Origin of the sequence: Bacillus pfraonensis (assembly GCF_050768835.1) — a bacterium.
Taxonomy (GTDB): Bacteria; Bacillota; Bacilli; order Bacillales; family Bacillaceae_G; genus Bacillus_A; species Bacillus_A pfraonensis.
Genome location: NZ_JAHCDO010000057.1, coordinates 1 through 14,783, shown reverse-complemented (window position 1 = coordinate 14,783; position 14,783 = coordinate 1). Strand labels below are relative to the sequence as shown.

Sequence of the window (14,783 nt, the reverse complement as noted above, 5' to 3'; positions counted from 1 at the left end):
CCGTCGGCTACTACTGTCGTTTTTCTTTAAGTTATCGAGATATATCTGAAATTTTGAAAGAACGTGGTGTATCGGTCCATCCCACAACCATCATGCGATGGGTTCATGAATATGGAAATCTCATTTATCAGATTTGGAAGAAGAAAAACAAAAACACATTGTTATCTTGGCGTTTGGATGAAACCTATATCAAGGTGAAAGGGCAATGGTGTTATTTATATCGAGCAATTGATAAAGAGGGACAAACACTTGATATTCAACTTCGTCAAAAACGGGACACACAAGCAGCATATGCTTTTATGAAAAGACTTGTTCGAACTTTTGGAGAACCAACGATTCTGACGACAGATAAGGCCCCTTCTTTAGCTTCCGCATTCAAAAAATTAAAGGAGATAGGTCTTTACAAAAATACCTTTCATCGTACAATCAAGCACCTCAATAATATCATTGAGCAAGATCATCGACATGTGAAACGTCGATTCTCCCGTTCTTTAGGGTTTCAAAGTCTTCGCCATGCCTCACGTACTATTAAAGGTATAGAAACTGTTCATGCCATATACAAACAAAAACGAAGTCTTCAACCAAACTTCGTTTTTTCGACGTATAACGCATTACATGAATTATTAATAGTTTCATAAAACTGGTCCACAATATTCTCCATCTCTTTATGTCTTCGGAAACTTTGCAACAGAACCTATTACACTTCTACTACTCCTCTAACTCCGCAACCATCTCATCCAATACGTTTTCCTTCAGATACAAAAATGCGAACTCCTCTTCCCTCGTCATTCCTCTTTGCGATTGTAACCCGTCCAACAACACCCACTCCGCATCCCCTACGATATTTCTATAACGTTTCTTATCTTCCTCATAAAGCAGCATCGCCATCATCTCTTCGGTACTAGCTATCATCTGTTGTCTGCCGAATTGATCTACATAAAACACCGAAATGGTGTCGCTTGCCCTGTAGATTTCAAATTCGTATACATACTTCCCTCGTTTCACTTCTACGTTATACCACATTAACTCCTGGCCACCTGACATTGATATTTCGTATAAGTTCGACTGTACCTGTCCCATTAGCAAGACCCTTTTTACGTTAGTTTGTTACCTCGTGTGAAATTTTAACAGTTAGGTATTAACGTAGTGTAAAGGGCGTGTGAAGATATCAATAAAAAGGTATTACGTATTATGAAACATTACGATTTACTATCCCAAAAAGCCGCTCGTTTCCCGATAAGGAAAGTGAGCAGCAACATCTTACTAAAAATGATGGATAAAGTAGATTAGAAAAACATTGGAATACTTGCAATCGAACGTATTGCGTTCTTATTATAAACCAATTGCTCTGGCTTAACAGCCAAGCGTAGATTAGGCAATCGTTCAAGCAATGTACCAAAGGCGATTTGTGCTTCCAAGCGTGCCAGGGGAGCTCCCAAACAATGATGGATGCCCTTACCAAAAGCTAGATGTTCATTCTCTTGGCGTGTAATATCCAATACTTCTGGACGAGAGAATTTTTGTGGATCAAAATTAGCTGTACCAAGAGAAAACAACATCAATTCTCCTTTGCGAATTGTTTTGCCGTGCATGGTCATATCTTCACCTGCAAAACGATAACTGTGCATAATGGGTCCTGAAAAACGTAATAGTTCTTCGATAGCAGAGGGAAGCAAAGAAGGATTTTCCCGTAGCAAAACCAACTGTTCAGGATGTTGTTGAAGAGCTACCATACCATTGCCGATCAGATTGGTTGTCGTCTCGTGCCCAGCGATAATGAGTAGTGCGATCGTGGAAAGAAGCTCGTTTTCACTTAATTTATCTCCTTGATCATGTGAGTGTACAAGGGCACTTATCACATCTTCACTTGGATGTTTGCGTTTTTCCTCTAGCAATGTTCGGATATAGTGAATATATTCGTTGAGCGCCTTCATAACTGTCGCGCTCTGACTAGGATCTGCATTACCACTCATGATTTTATGTGTCCAGTCGCGAATTTTGTCTTGATCGGAAATAGGTATTCCTAGCATCTCAGAAATGACCCTAAACGGAAGTGGAAAAGCAAAATCTGTGATTAAATCTATTTCCCCTTTTTCTTCCACTGCATCCAATAACTCATCTGTAATCTGCTGAATGCGGGGCGCCAGATTTTCGATCATTCTTGGCGTGAAGGCTTTGGAGGTTAACCTACGTAAACGGGTATGATCTGGAGGATCGACTTCCAACATATTAGGCATATTCATGATCCATTCAAACTGTTCTTTCATGGAATCCTCAGTGGATGGATCTTGCGAGCTTTCTTGTTGATCCTGTGACGGCATAAGTTTCCGCATGTCTTTGATAAAACGAGGATCTTTCAGGATTGCAACTGTGTCTTCATGGCTCACTGCGACCCATGCTGGTCCCCTCCCATAATAATCATCTAAACGGATAAGAGGTTCTTGATTTTCAGTGAGTTTCTTATAAAACCCGATGACATCGCGCATACTTTCTGGTGAGCTAAAATCATCAACTGTAATCTTATTCATTTGATTCACTCCCTTTTCGTGATTATTTATACAAACGCTATTGTTACCGTCCAATCCGTCATTACCACCTATTGATACGGCTAATCCCATAATGGCTTACTTATCCTAACTGGCGTTTAAATTTTTTAATGGCGAAGAAGTAAGCGATGACCATGATGCCGAAGCACCAGGCAAGCGCGATCCAGATATCGTTGCCAACAGCCCCTTCATACAATAGGGCACGAATCGCATTCACGATTGAAGTCACGGGCTGGTTCTCAGCGAACGCACGGACAATTGTAGGCATGGTTTCAGTTGGGACAAAGGCCGAACTGATAAACGGCAGGAAAATCAGCGGGTATGAGTAGGCTGTCGCCCCTTCCATAGATTTCGCTGTCAATCCGGGAATGACCGCCAGCCATGTCAGCGCCAGCGTAAACAGCCCGAGTATCCCAGCTACCGCGAGCCAATCTAGGATATCAGCGCTGGAACGGAAGCTCATCAAAAGGGCGATGAGGATAACCACCACGACAGTCAGCGCATTGGAAACAAGCGAGGTCAACACGTGAGCCCACAATACCGACGAGCGCTTGATGGGCATGGTAATGAAACGCGCCATCAGCCCGCTCTTTACATCCGTAAACAGCCGCAGTGAAGTGTAAGCGACGCCGGATGCGATAGTTATCAGCAAGATTCCCGGCAATAAATAATTGACGTAGTTGTCCGTTCCTGTCTTTATGGCACCGCCAAATACGTAGACAAACAGCAGCATCATCATAATCGGCGTAATCGCCACCGTGCTAATTGTATCCGGGCTGCGCATGATGTTACGCATTAAACGTCCTAGTAATACCCCTGTTTTACTTTTCATTTACATCTCCTCCTTTTTGCCAATAATCGCGAGGAAAATTTCCTCCAATGTCGGCTGCTTCTCGATGTACTCGACTTTCGCTGGCGGGAACATCTCTTTGAGTTCGATAAGGGTACCGGTCGTGATGATTTTTCCGCCATGCAGGATGGCGATACGGTCCGCCAGTTGTTCGGCTTCCTCCAGGTACTGGGTCGTCAGCAAGATGGTCGTGCCGCCGCCGGCAAGCTCCTTTACGGTATCCCAGACTTCAATCCGCGCTTCGGGGTCAAGCCCTGTCGTCGGTTCGTCGAGAAAAATGACTGCTGGCGTCCCGATCAGGCTCATGGCGATATCAAGCCGGCGCTTCATCCCGCCGGAATACTGGTCTGCTCGGCGGTTGGCCGCATCGGTCAGACTGAACCTTGCAAGCAGATTGTCGGTGACTTGAGCAGGATTGGAAACTCCCCGCAACTTGGCGATCATCATCAGGTTTTCCCGCCCAGTGAGAATGCCATCTAAAGCTGCGAACTGCCCTGTTAGGCTGATGCTCTGACGAACATGATCCGGTTGACGCTGGACGTCAAAGCCGCAAATACCTACTTCGCCGCCATCAGGCTTCATCAGCGTCGAGAGGATGTTGACCGTTGTCGTCTTGCCCGCTCCATTTGAGCCCAGCAGTGCGAAAATTTCGCCACGCTGCACCTCAAAATCCACCCCCTTTAAGACTTCCTTGTCTTTAAAGGATTTTTTTAACCCTTTTACAGAAATCGCTGCATTGCTCATACTTTTTTCCTCCTTATAAAAAGCGCTTTGCGGAGCTAGATTGCCTATACTCTTCTATTTAGTCTTACTGATAATCTGTATTACTTATTACTGGGTTAAAAATATAACTGAATAGCGAAGGCGGAAATTCATATTTGTAACCAGCTAATCAGTCGGTATTATCTATTGAATTTATTTTTTTCTCAATCGCTTCATGATACTCTGATTCAAGTCTTCACGATACTTGGCGACATAGGTTTTAGCGTTTGCCACTAGTTCGTCAGCAAAGGACGCCACGTCGTCCCCAGTGATTTCCAGCACTTGTCTACCTTCCGCCGCACCGGCTTCGAACAACTCGATTAATTCATACTGTATGTGCAGCATATCCATCCCGTTGCCCGCTGAGAAATTCCACATGTAGTTTTGAATTTTCTTAAATACAAACTGGTAGTCCTCTGGCAGGGCTTCAACCCGTGCCATCATCATCTTATACTCTTTTTTATCACCAATCATTTTTTTGAACATTTCCAACATGTTATTTTTCCTCCTTTTTTATAAAACTGAACAAGACACTCCAAAAATACCGGACGGAATATCTTATGAAGTTAGATTGACTTCAAGACGTTGATTTTTGATGATACAAAATCCCATTTTTTCCAAAACAATTCAAGTTCTTGGCGGCCAGCCTCATTAAGTGAATAAAACTTGCGGGGCGGCCCCATATCTGACGGTTTCTTTTCTATGTTCACAAGTTTTTTCTTTTCTAATCGCACGAGGATGGTATATACCGTCCCTTCCACGACTTCGGTAAACCCAAGCTCGTTCAGGCGGCGGGTAATCTCATAGCCATAGGTTTCATGGCGGCTGATGATTTCAAGCACGCATCCCTCCAGCGAACCTTTCAGCATTTCAGTTAAGTTTTCCATGTTCAGAGCCTCCTCTACCTCCTCTATTTTGTCTGACTTATATTCAGTATAACAGAGTACTGAGGCAAATTTTTACTGAATAGCCTTTAGGAAATTACACTATTCAGTATTACTTATTACATGTATATTATAACACCGAGTAGAAGGTGTCAAATATTTTTCTTAAAAATATTTTTACAACCTCATTATTCAGTGGTACCGGTATCCAGTGTAACATATTACAGGTATATCGTAACACACAGTAGATGAACTGTCAATTTAATTTTCCGATTTTTTTAAAAACACAGCTATCCCCATTGGATACAACCGATTTTCTTTATGGAGCTTTTACTTTCTCCTATGCTTCTCACAATGATTACACCGTGGATTATTCCCATCCAGCAGCTGTACATGTGAATATAGCAATTCTATTCCTCCATTATTTTCCGATTATCTTATTCACTACTTGCTTATTAACTTTTTTAAGTAAAAAGCCGTCTTCTGTTTCAATGAGTATAATTCGATCCCCAATTGAGACATTTAATAAGAAAAAAATTGTTCAAATTTAGAACTATAACTTTGCTACAAACAAAAAGAACCATAAGCTTGCCATTCTGGCAAACTTATGGTTCAAATCATAGATACCAACAAATTGTTCCGGCATACTGGAAAATGATTGCTATTTTACCATCCCTCTTCCCTTCGGCATATTTGCATTTTTTGCGTTATTCATGACTTATGTCCCCCTAATAATGTGTTTCTATATCTTACGGTTGCAATTTTCGTATAGGAAACGCCCCATAATATGCTATTTTTACCAAATCGTGTTCTAATTTCATCCATAACCCGAGTTAATCTCATTTCCTTTTCTCGTTGTATTACATTATCGAACAACGAAATTTGCTCTTCTCCTTCTGTCACTAAATTCGTTAATGAAATACTAACTGTTCGAATGGGATCACCTGTGTATAGCGTGTGTAAATAATATGTACAAACGTGATAGATCTCCATCGTTAAATTGGTCGTTCGGCTAAACGTATGTGTCTTTCGAAAGCCTCCATCGTAACCCTTACTACTCCCAATCGAAAGATGGATTGTTCTAGCAAGTTTCTTTTGTATCCGTAATGGATAGCAGAAGCCTTAAAATTTTTAGAAAGATATGACTTAGAAAGTATAGAAGAGTCGTACTCTCCAAATCCACATGCCCCTTCTATTGTGCATAACCATTATACTTTAAAAGGTATCGCACCTCTTTGCTCAAGGACAGAAAAAACCTTATATAAAATGCCACAAAGACCTGAATATAAGAACCTTTTTAAAGAATATGTAGAACCAATTAATCCAAAAGATACTTGGAAAATAAGCAAAAAAGAAGTCAACGATTACTTAGGGGAAATATTGAACTTTAACGTCTAACTTAGGTTTGCCATGTTTGTTCAAAAACTTAAAAAAAGTACCGATACTTCCCTATTTTTGTGAAGAAACGGGTCCCACTTTTAATTCTTTTATCCCTTCACTTAATGTAAGTGCATCTGTTCTTAATGTTTTCCAGCTGTCTTTAGCTGCATCTAAGTTAGGTTTTAAGAATTTAAATCTATTTTGATCAGCTTTTTGAGATGCATTATCAATATGTCCCAGTACTCCCGCATATTGAGAGTCTAAGTCATGCCATTGATCAGACATATAAGTAAGATTCTTAATAGCATTATCAATCACATTATGCATCTGATCAATATTATTAAATGCAATCCCAACTACACGATTTAATGTTATTTTATAATCTACAGTCTAGCGTAATTGTGCTAATAAAATTTGAATTTCTGAAACATTTTCCTCTACCCCTTTTCTAAATCAACTTTATTTAGTCTTTTTTAGAAAATTATACCATCTATATTTTTTCGTATTCTTAAATCCAAATATATTTAAGGTTATTTAAAAAAAGAGGAGATCATCTATTCAAATTTCCATTTTGTTCAAAATAAAAGAGCACCCACAATTATTAGGTGCTCTGATATATAAAGTGGCGCTACCACATACTCCAATATATGCTTGTCCATTTTAATATGTGAAAGAGAGCGCCGCCCTAGTAAGCGCCCTCCCAAAAATAGGGTAACATGTTAGAAAAGCCTTTCTATACAAATATATGTCTAGATGTTCGTCTGAATTCCCTGTTATTAAGTAATTTCTATGTAACAAAGAAAAAAGCACCCGTTTTGGATGCTATTAAATCTTTTCTATAACGTATACCATCGTCTTTCTTGATGGTATATGATAAGAATAATCTTCGTTTTTATGACTGTATGTTTCGTATTTACCTATTACTTGAAACCTCTCAGTCTCAGATTCACCAAATTTTGATACATCATCGCATAAAATCATTAATTTTGTTCTATTATTGTGCAACAAACTGGAAATTTGTCTCTCGGTATATACTCCTCCTACCGCTAATTCTTCCAGCGTTTCTACATATATCATAGTCTCTCCACCTCTCCCAACCTATTTATTCTACAAAATCCATAAATATCCTTTTATTAGAATAAAACAAAATCCGCCACCGAAGTGACAGCTCTATAAAGAGATGGGAGAAATTCACATTCACAAAAGGGGTACATGTGAGATGAATTCAAGCCCTCTGGTACTCTCGAGCTTCTCCAAATCACCATCGACACCATATGAAAGTTATATTACTTATATGTGTATAGTGACTGGGAGAAGAGCAAAAGTCTTCTCGTTTATCCTCCATGGAGTTTGGACTCAGTCATCCGGGGAGCAAGTCCCAAAATATATGTCGCGCTTATTACAGCCTTCGAGGTATCTCAATCCTCTTTCAACATACAGCGTACTATATGCTCAAAAAGAGCTATAAGAACTCTCCTATAGTAGATAGTAATCATTTCCAAGCGCGGAACGAATACAAAATATAAATTTGTAAAAGAAGTTTCCGCTTCTTGCGTGAACCGACACACTGGGAACGGAGGGGAAGACCGTTTGTATCGGCTTAAACAAAGAGCGGAAGCTCTCTGCTCGTTTGATTGTTTAAAGAAGAACCCGACTTATTACGTTACATTAGTTATTGTTGTGAGTAATAACTAAAAATATAAAATCATGAAACATCTAATGGTATTTCGCAGATAACACTAGAGTTTCTGGAACGTGATAAGTAGTTTCTGCTACCTCTCACTAATAATAGTGTACCACCTTTAAATCAAGAGCAGTGTGTCACAGATACGGCATGATTGTGGCTTCTTTTCATTCGACTGCTTACTCTTCAGATATGGTCATAGCTGTATCCTACTTCACTAACAATCTCTTTTAATGTCATCCCTAATACTTCACCCATATATACAATTTATTGCTCTAACCCTTTCTTCTTACTCATAACAAATCGTAATTCTCCCATTACTAACTGTTTATCCGCAATACGCTGCTGCAAGTACTGTGACTTCTCCATAATCCGATCATGACGACCTGCAATCTCATCTAATGTCAATGGATACTTGTCCACCAGTAACACGCTCTGCGCTATACTCTGTCACCCCATTGAATTTAGGAGCATTCATTTCCATGTTCTTCATCAAATATTTATGTTTATTCTCCAAATCTTTCAATTGAATCTTCATCATTTCGATTCCTTCTCCTAAGTTTTGGTAAATACCTGTCATGGTAAATCCCTCTATTTTGAATTTTGTTATTTTTAATTCATATAAGGTATGTGAAATTTTAATACCTATCTCCTGAATAAGGGAACGACGGTTAGTAAGTAGCCCCCACCATCTACTCGCCATCGTTCCGTTATCCATTAAGCCTTTAAGATTTTATGTTTCTTGTTCTTCATCTTTTCTGCTGCTGATTTTATGTTTTCTGAAACCCTCTTGTGGTCCTGGTCTTTTTGAATCATCCGACTTAACATCACTGGAATTAATCCTTTTTATTTAGAACCAAGAAATAGGTATTTAGCATATGTATATCAATAATAGTTATATAATGTTACACATTGTATAGACGAAAAAGAAGAGGATAGATAAAGCAGAAAGTATATGCCTTATCTATCCTTTTTTGTACTACATATGACCTCATTTACTACAACAACATTTTTAGACCTTATTGAACTAACGCATGCGTTAGTTCAATAAGCATTTTTTCACAATCTTTACAGAAATGCTGCCCTTTAGTTCAATGAGAAAAAACTGCCTTAATTGCAGCCCTTGCCTCTCCTTTTGTGCGTGGTGGGTGGCACTTCCATTTTACCAATGGATGGTTTCTTTTTGTTTTTCTTGACATAAAAAGGGGCAAAATCCCTCAGCCAATTTTCCATGGCTTTTGGGACGGCCCCTCTAACCCTTTAACTGAAAGAAAACCTGTTCAATATTGCCTCAGTACCAAGTATGACCGTGTTAAGCTCATTCCCTCGGCTATCTTGTCCCCTTCTGAAATAGAGACTGCGTAAAAAATTCTTGCTGTTCACGCAAGCAATCACCTGACTGCGACTTCTCGGCAAATTGCAGCATTGCGCTAAGCTGCTAATCCAATCAGCGATTTCTTGATGTGGAAGTAACTCTTTGTCAATCATCGTATCCACGATGTTTACCAACCGCTCATCATCCTCATCGCTAAAAATGTGTCTACCATTATGAAGCATGCCAGAAATAGCGACAAGAACCTCACGCAGCATTGCGACGCTGCTCTCCTCGCACTGCACCAGCTCGACAAAAACATCCGCACCATGAGGCGCGCTGTGAGCCCAGCCTCCTACTGAAAGGTAACCTCGCAGATCCTTCTCCTCTTTATAATAACGGAGCATCGCATGCATTAATTGCTCAATTTCCGCTTGATTAAAAAATGGATTCTGTCTGTGGCGTTGCACAATCAAAGCGATAGGTAAGGCAGAGAACGTCCTTGTAAAAACTGACTGATCATCCTCGCTACCAATACTATAGAACAAATGGTTCTCATCAGTCAGAACAGTTAAGAGGCTTCGTAACTCCTCTTCACTGAATCTATTCTCTTCCTTAATCCACATATAAAACATCGAATAAATCAGGTTATCCCGTAATTCTGGCTAAGGATCGCCAATATATTGAAGTAACAAAGGTAAGAAATCTTGATGCTGCTCACCTTCGCGTAACTGATACTCATCCTTCTCAATTCTTTGCAAATCTAGTATCAATTTAGTCCTTGTATCGCTCATTTCCCCATCTCCTTCAACATTAACATAATCTCCTCTATAACAACTTCTGGCTCATCATGATGAATATAATGTCCACTTCGACTAGCAATCCGGTACTTGCTTGACGTTGATAGCCATTGGAATTCTGCTTGGAGTCTTTGCTCAATTTCCAATATTTCTTGAGATGGCCATCCCTCTTCAACATTGTCAGGTAAACCTCTTGGAATAATTGCAAGAGGGAGGTTACTTTGCTTTGAATGATCAACGATTTGCTTATAACTTTGAATTTTATCAATCTTCTCACTATTCAACATAGGATTCTCGTAATATTCCCTATTTCTTGCAAGCAGATTTTCGGGTAGAACCTTTTCATAGGCAAGTTCTTTATATTCCGGTGCAGCGTCAACCAAAACCATACCGCAGATGTTCAGTGGATAAAGGCTGGCATATAATCTAGCGACCAAACCACCAAAAGAATGCCCCACCAATATATAGGGCTTCTCCACTTCAAGCGCTAGCAACAATTCGTTGAGCTCCTCGACTAGATCATAGCAAGTCGTCGGGACGGATGCGACTTGACTCCTGCCAATACCCGACCTGTTATAGGAAAAGGTTGATGTTTTTTGCGATATTCGGTCTTGGACTTTTTTCCATGTCTCATAGCTATCGCCTAACCCTGCTATGAAGATTACGCTTGGAATACTGTTACGTGAATATTTATTTAATAGTCTGCGGTTATCACAGATATCAATTATCTTTTCATTTTGTATAGTCATTTTTAATCACCCAGTTCAATTATAAGCTTCACACTATCAATATCCCCATAATAATTTGATTATTATATTTTTTGCGAACTTTCCCATTTTTTATTTTGTAACTTCAGCTGAAACCACTCCAAAAAAAATCTGTAGAATACCAATTGATAATTTGCTTACTTCCAAGTTTTTTGTCGTTTTAAACATTTCACACTGAATCGCCGAAATCTACTTGATGTTCTGTACATAAAAATAAACCATCGAAATGATGGTCTTGTTTAATTAAGCACCCTTTTAGGCGATCTTTTTACAATCTTGTTGTGGGCCAGGAAGAAATGCTAAAGGACATATTCGACAGAGTTAATCAATACTCCTTGTTCAACTATACTGCCATTTAGTTGAATAAGGAGTAGGGAGGCTACTACTTAAACATTTCAAAATGATTTGCCAGAGCGTAGCCATCGCTTAATTGTTTCTTCATGTTTCCCTAAAGCGGTCGCCATTTCCTTCACTGTATATCCTTTCATCTAAACACCTCTAATTAGAACAAAAATTCAAAAAATAACACATATTCTTATTGTAACTAAAGTAATTGTTGCTGTAAATGTGCTTTTCATGAGGATGTGTTGTTGTTATAAATGGGGTCATGCAGAGGTCTGTAAAATTAAAAAAGTACACCACTTTTCATTAAGTGATGTACCAATATTTATATAATGTGTAACATTATATAAGCTCTTAACTCTTAGTAAGGAAAGAGAACTATTAATCATTCTTTATTTTACAGAGTAGTTTCATCGATGTATTGTAAATAATCAATTGATGCTCTTTCCGTCTGATTTACCAAGTATTCGTAAATATCAAGGTCTGCTCTTGGTATAGACTTCTTACCATTTGGTGATGAGACATCCTTATTTGTAAATCTTTATATAATAAAGTTATTCAAATATTAGGAGTATTTAAAATGTCAAACACGATACAACTCATTCTTTTCACCCTTATGGCAATTAGCTGTACTTTCGATTTAATAAAAGAACTTCAAAAGCCGGAGAAAAAAATATTACAGATTTCACTCGAGTCTTTAGTTCTTTTCTGGGCGATATGGGTGATAGCAAATATCCTAATTTAAATGACTTAATATAAGTTTCCATCTGAATAAAACTCAATATTCCGTCAATAATGTAGATAGGCTAACCAGCCAAAACTCATTAAAATTTCTTTCTCCGCCCCCCTTTTGGAGATCCCCTGGAGCTGAGCAGTTAGTGGAAACTAGCTCTTCTTTTTTTGTTTGTTCGAATAAAGTTTTAAATTTGGCTCATACTATGCGTACATCTAGATTTTCATCCGAGATGGTAGTCTTTTCTCCCTTTCCCTAGGGCTGAGCAGTTAGCTTTTGCTAGCTGCTCTTTTATGAGACTACGGTAAAACATTCTTCACGATACAATGCTCGTTGCAAATATCCAGTTTCCATAAGCAACCATCCTTTTTTATATAAACTCGCTTTATATTTTTAACCTAATGTTAATTCATCGCAATTGTTATGCCACTTTGTATATGTAACTTCCATATCTATTCCCCTTTTCAACAAAATGAAATTTTTGTTCATATTTTCGTCATATTTTTAAAAATTTTTCGTTAACTTACAAAATATGACACTATCTCCTTTTCTTAATTGGTATTATTTAGTATGTCAATTAGGTTGTATTACCTAATTGATAGATAACCAATATAGAATAGGAGATGTATTTATGTTTAAAAAATTAGCTATTGGAGCATTAGTGACTGGGATTTTATTACCTGGAGGCATGGCACACGCCGCGTCACCTCAACAAGTGCATAACCCCTTAGAAATTAAACCACTAGTACAATCGCCATTACTCTCAGAACAATACTCTTATAGTTTCTCAAGTTTATCTGATCCTAGACAATTCGGTTACATCTATGTGAATAATGCAGGACATATCACTTTTAATGTTGATCAAAAAACCGTTTCTGGTAAAAGAATAACGTATGCCTTCTTTAAAATGGAACCAGATGGTTATACAACTACCTTCGCTTCTGGTACATTTGCAGGGACTGGTTCATTTACTTTTACAACTAAGAAGCCGGCTCCAGTAGGGACTTATATGTTGTATGTGAAAAAGGTGGATTCTATACATTCCTCTGATTCATCAGGTACTATCACATTCACCACACCTTGATAGTCATACACTCCTGTAAACAAGAAATCCTTTGACAGATCCGTCAAGGGATTTCTCTTTTCTACCCCTCCAATAATTCTCTTATTCTATAGTTGCGATAAGTAAGACTTTGAAGTTATCTCCATCTCTTCCTCCGCTTAACACTGTACGCGCGGCTTTCATCGCATACAGCGTCCCATATTACAAACTTTACGGAGTTTGTTTATTTTCTTCAATTGTTTATCGTTTAATAGACAAATCATGTTTGTGTATCGCATATTTCACTTCGTTTGGTTAAGGTGTTTTCACGCCTATTTCAATCGCTAAACAATGTATTTCTTTCCCTGTTAATCCGTGTGTCTTGATGTTAGCGACTGAAAGAAGAGCGAAATCCCTTTCTCATTTTCAAAGCATGTCACGCAAATCGCTGTGAATTACATGAACCGGCAATCCATTCAACTCACAACCATCATCCATTTGGTAACGATCTATATAAACGTAGGTGTGAGCCGTGTTTTCTGCCACTCTCACAATACAAATATATCACGTTGAATCCAAAACAACGGCACATTTCCTGCCAAAAAGCGGTTACGACTCTGCCAACTTTTTATTTTTTTGCAGTTCAAATTTTTTTATTTTCCCTGTAATTTCTACATTAATACCTAGTAATGTTTGATTCACCATGTTCATCTTCCTTTGTATCAGCCATTCAGGATATGCCAACTGCTCTAGTAACATTCTATAATAATCCGGATTTACTCTTAATACATCTGGATTTCCCTTTTGACGTATTTGGTATTTGATTAACTCACCTAATAACTCTTCACATACCATTTTTCATCCCTCTTTTCCCCCTTATTATGTTATAACTAATATACACAACACATATCTTGTTTTATAACTTCTAGTTACCCATATCTTATATTTTGTGTAACTGCCCCAATCTCCGAATCCCTTGCCACACTTAACTTTATCAACCCTTTTAATTTGAGTTATACAACACATAAAAAATGGGTAATTATAAAAACACAAAAAATAAAAAAATATTACTATAACTTAAATTTGGTCATTGCTTTATCCATTTTTAATATAGTAATAGTGAAAAATATCTATACTAAACTTTGGAAATATTCCGCATAAACATTATCAATTTACTGTATATTCTGTCAATGTTAAACTTTAAGTGTAATATATCTGTTTGAACCATGTCCCCTAATACAAGGTTTGAATAGTCATCTCAATACGCGAGAACAAACAGAGAAAAAGCACCTAAAAGTGCTTTTTCTTTATGAAAAAATCCCCACACAATGTGCAGGGACTAAAGAAGGCTGTTCAGTTGGATGAATAACTTCATCATACTTCATAGATTCCTCACTGGCAAAACAGTAAAATTACATTTTCTCCGTAGTAAAATACAATTTTCATATAAAGCCCCACATAATATACCTAAATATAAATTGATATTTTTAGAGTAAAAGATTCGTCCTTTTTAATTATAGAGGGATACCGCCACACATCCATCAACTTAAGGATTTGGACTATTCTTGAAGTTAAAAGCACGTTACCATTCTCTTATATTAATGAGAAAGGGTGACGTGCTTTTTATGAATATGCATCAAAAACAAGAGTTGTCTTTATTTGCCGAAGAGTTATATCGATA

At 38.1% G+C, this 14,783-nt stretch carries 14 protein-coding genes and 4 pseudogenes; 2 read left to right on the top strand and 16 right to left on the bottom strand.

Annotation, left to right across the window (positions count from 1 at the left end; translation table 11 throughout):
* Positions 1–638: IS6 family transposase (locus KFD70_RS27675; protein ID WP_431613513.1), on the top strand; the 638-nt coding region annotated here is incomplete at its 5' end.
* Between the two features lie 70 nt (positions 639–708).
* On the opposite strand, the gene KFD70_RS27670 is transcribed toward KFD70_RS27675, so the two are convergent.
* The 15 genes and pseudogenes from KFD70_RS27670 to KFD70_RS27600 all read right to left on the bottom strand — a co-directional run.
* Entirely contained in the window at positions 709–1,080 is a 372-nt protein-coding gene (locus KFD70_RS27670) for a hypothetical protein (protein ID WP_336454437.1), read from the bottom strand.
* 206 nt (positions 1,081–1,286) lie between these two features.
* The gene (locus KFD70_RS27665; protein ID WP_336454438.1) at positions 1,287–2,528 is read right to left on the bottom strand and encodes a cytochrome P450 family protein; all 1,242 of its coding nucleotides are present in this window, start codon (positions 2,526–2,528) and stop codon (positions 1,287–1,289) included.
* 100 nt (positions 2,529–2,628) lie between these two features.
* Entirely contained in the window at positions 2,629–3,378 is a 750-nt protein-coding gene (locus KFD70_RS27660) for an ABC transporter permease (protein WP_336454439.1), read from the bottom strand.
* The gene (locus KFD70_RS27655) at positions 3,379–4,140 is read right to left on the bottom strand and encodes an ABC transporter ATP-binding protein (protein ID WP_336454440.1); all 762 of its coding nucleotides are present in this window, start codon (positions 4,138–4,140) and stop codon (positions 3,379–3,381) included. It abuts the gene before it with no gap.
* Positions 4,141–4,311: 171 nt separating this feature from the next.
* Complete coding sequence (locus KFD70_RS27650) at positions 4,312–4,653, bottom strand: DUF1048 domain-containing protein (RefSeq protein WP_097835568.1); 342 nt, start codon at positions 4,651–4,653, stop codon at positions 4,312–4,314.
* Positions 4,654–4,724: 71 nt separating this feature from the next.
* Positions 4,725–5,045 (bottom strand): PadR family transcriptional regulator, encoded by a 321-nt coding sequence (locus KFD70_RS27645; protein ID WP_016131412.1) that lies wholly within the window; start codon positions 5,043–5,045, stop codon positions 4,725–4,727.
* Positions 5,046–5,753: 708 nt separating this feature from the next.
* Positions 5,754–6,158 (bottom strand): annotated as a pseudogene (locus KFD70_RS27640) (DinB/UmuC family translesion DNA polymerase); the annotation flags it as partial.
* A 333-nt stretch (positions 6,159–6,491) separates the two neighbouring features.
* Positions 6,492–6,836: pseudogene (locus KFD70_RS27635) on the bottom strand (hemolysin); the annotation flags it as partial.
* 411 nt (positions 6,837–7,247) lie between these two features.
* Positions 7,248–7,499, bottom strand: coding sequence for a hypothetical protein (locus KFD70_RS27630; RefSeq protein WP_336454441.1), 252 nt, complete (start codon positions 7,497–7,499; stop codon positions 7,248–7,250).
* 874 nt (positions 7,500–8,373) lie between these two features.
* Positions 8,374–8,514, bottom strand: a complete 141-nt coding sequence (locus KFD70_RS27625) for a hypothetical protein (protein WP_336454442.1) — start codon at positions 8,512–8,514, stop codon at positions 8,374–8,376.
* Complete coding sequence (locus KFD70_RS27620) at positions 8,501–8,809, bottom strand: hypothetical protein (RefSeq protein WP_336454443.1); 309 nt, start codon at positions 8,807–8,809, stop codon at positions 8,501–8,503. Before KFD70_RS27620 ends, KFD70_RS27625 begins: the two co-directional genes overlap by 14 nt.
* A 557-nt stretch (positions 8,810–9,366) precedes the next feature.
* Positions 9,367–10,212, bottom strand: a pseudogene (locus KFD70_RS27615) (DUF2785 domain-containing protein).
* A complete protein-coding gene (locus tag KFD70_RS27610; protein WP_336454444.1) occupies positions 10,209–10,967 on the bottom strand; it encodes an alpha/beta fold hydrolase in 759 nt (252 codons plus the stop codon). The pseudogene KFD70_RS27615 and the gene KFD70_RS27610 overlap by 4 nt, the downstream one beginning before the upstream one ends.
* A 413-nt stretch (positions 10,968–11,380) precedes the next feature.
* On the bottom strand, positions 11,381–11,473 hold the full coding sequence (locus KFD70_RS27605) for a terminase gpP N-terminus-related DNA-binding protein (protein WP_336454445.1): 93 nt from the start codon (positions 11,471–11,473) through the stop codon (positions 11,381–11,383).
* Between the two features lie 251 nt (positions 11,474–11,724).
* Positions 11,725–11,858: pseudogene (locus KFD70_RS27600) on the bottom strand (recombinase RecU); the annotation flags it as partial.
* Between the two features lie 833 nt (positions 11,859–12,691).
* Between KFD70_RS27600 and KFD70_RS27595 the strand changes: the two are divergent.
* Entirely contained in the window at positions 12,692–13,144 is a 453-nt protein-coding gene (locus KFD70_RS27595) for a hypothetical protein (protein ID WP_336454446.1), read from the top strand.
* A 567-nt stretch (positions 13,145–13,711) separates the two neighbouring features.
* On the opposite strand, the gene KFD70_RS27590 is transcribed toward KFD70_RS27595, so the two are convergent.
* The gene (locus tag KFD70_RS27590; RefSeq protein WP_336454447.1) at positions 13,712–13,957 is read right to left on the bottom strand and encodes a hypothetical protein; all 246 of its coding nucleotides are present in this window, start codon (positions 13,955–13,957) and stop codon (positions 13,712–13,714) included.
* Between the last annotated feature and the right edge of the window lie 826 nt (positions 13,958–14,783).

Excerpts from the sequence above, each read along its gene's own strand:
- KFD70_RS27670 (WP_336454437.1), bottom strand. The coding sequence starts at position 1,080 with ATGGGACAGGTACAGTCGAACTTATACGAAATATCAATGTCAGGTGGC.
- KFD70_RS27665 (WP_336454438.1), bottom strand. The coding sequence starts at position 2,528 with ATGAATAAGATTACAGTTGATGATTTTAGCTCACCAGAAAGTATGCGC.
- KFD70_RS27660 (WP_336454439.1), bottom strand. The coding sequence starts at position 3,378 with ATGAAAAGTAAAACAGGGGTATTACTAGGACGTTTAATGCGTAACATC.
- KFD70_RS27655 (WP_336454440.1), bottom strand. The coding sequence starts at position 4,140 with ATGAGCAATGCAGCGATTTCTGTAAAAGGGTTAAAAAAATCCTTTAAA.
- KFD70_RS27650 (WP_097835568.1), bottom strand. The coding sequence starts at position 4,653 with ATGTTGGAAATGTTCAAAAAAATGATTGGTGATAAAAAAGAGTATAAG.
- KFD70_RS27645 (WP_016131412.1), bottom strand. The coding sequence starts at position 5,045 with ATGGAAAACTTAACTGAAATGCTGAAAGGTTCGCTGGAGGGATGCGTG.
- KFD70_RS27630 (WP_336454441.1), bottom strand. The coding sequence starts at position 7,499 with ATGATATATGTAGAAACGCTGGAAGAATTAGCGGTAGGAGGAGTATAT.
- KFD70_RS27620 (WP_336454443.1), bottom strand. The coding sequence starts at position 8,809 with ATGGCGAGTAGATGGTGGGGGCTACTTACTAACCGTCGTTCCCTTATT.
- KFD70_RS27610 (WP_336454444.1), bottom strand. The coding sequence starts at position 10,967 with ATGACTATACAAAATGAAAAGATAATTGATATCTGTGATAACCGCAGA.
- KFD70_RS27605 (WP_336454445.1), bottom strand. The coding sequence starts at position 11,473 with ATGAAAGGATATACAGTGAAGGAAATGGCGACCGCTTTAGGGAAACAT.
- KFD70_RS27595 (WP_336454446.1), top strand. The coding sequence starts at position 12,692 with ATGTTTAAAAAATTAGCTATTGGAGCATTAGTGACTGGGATTTTATTA.
- KFD70_RS27590 (WP_336454447.1), bottom strand. The coding sequence starts at position 13,957 with ATGGTATGTGAAGAGTTATTAGGTGAGTTAATCAAATACCAAATACGT.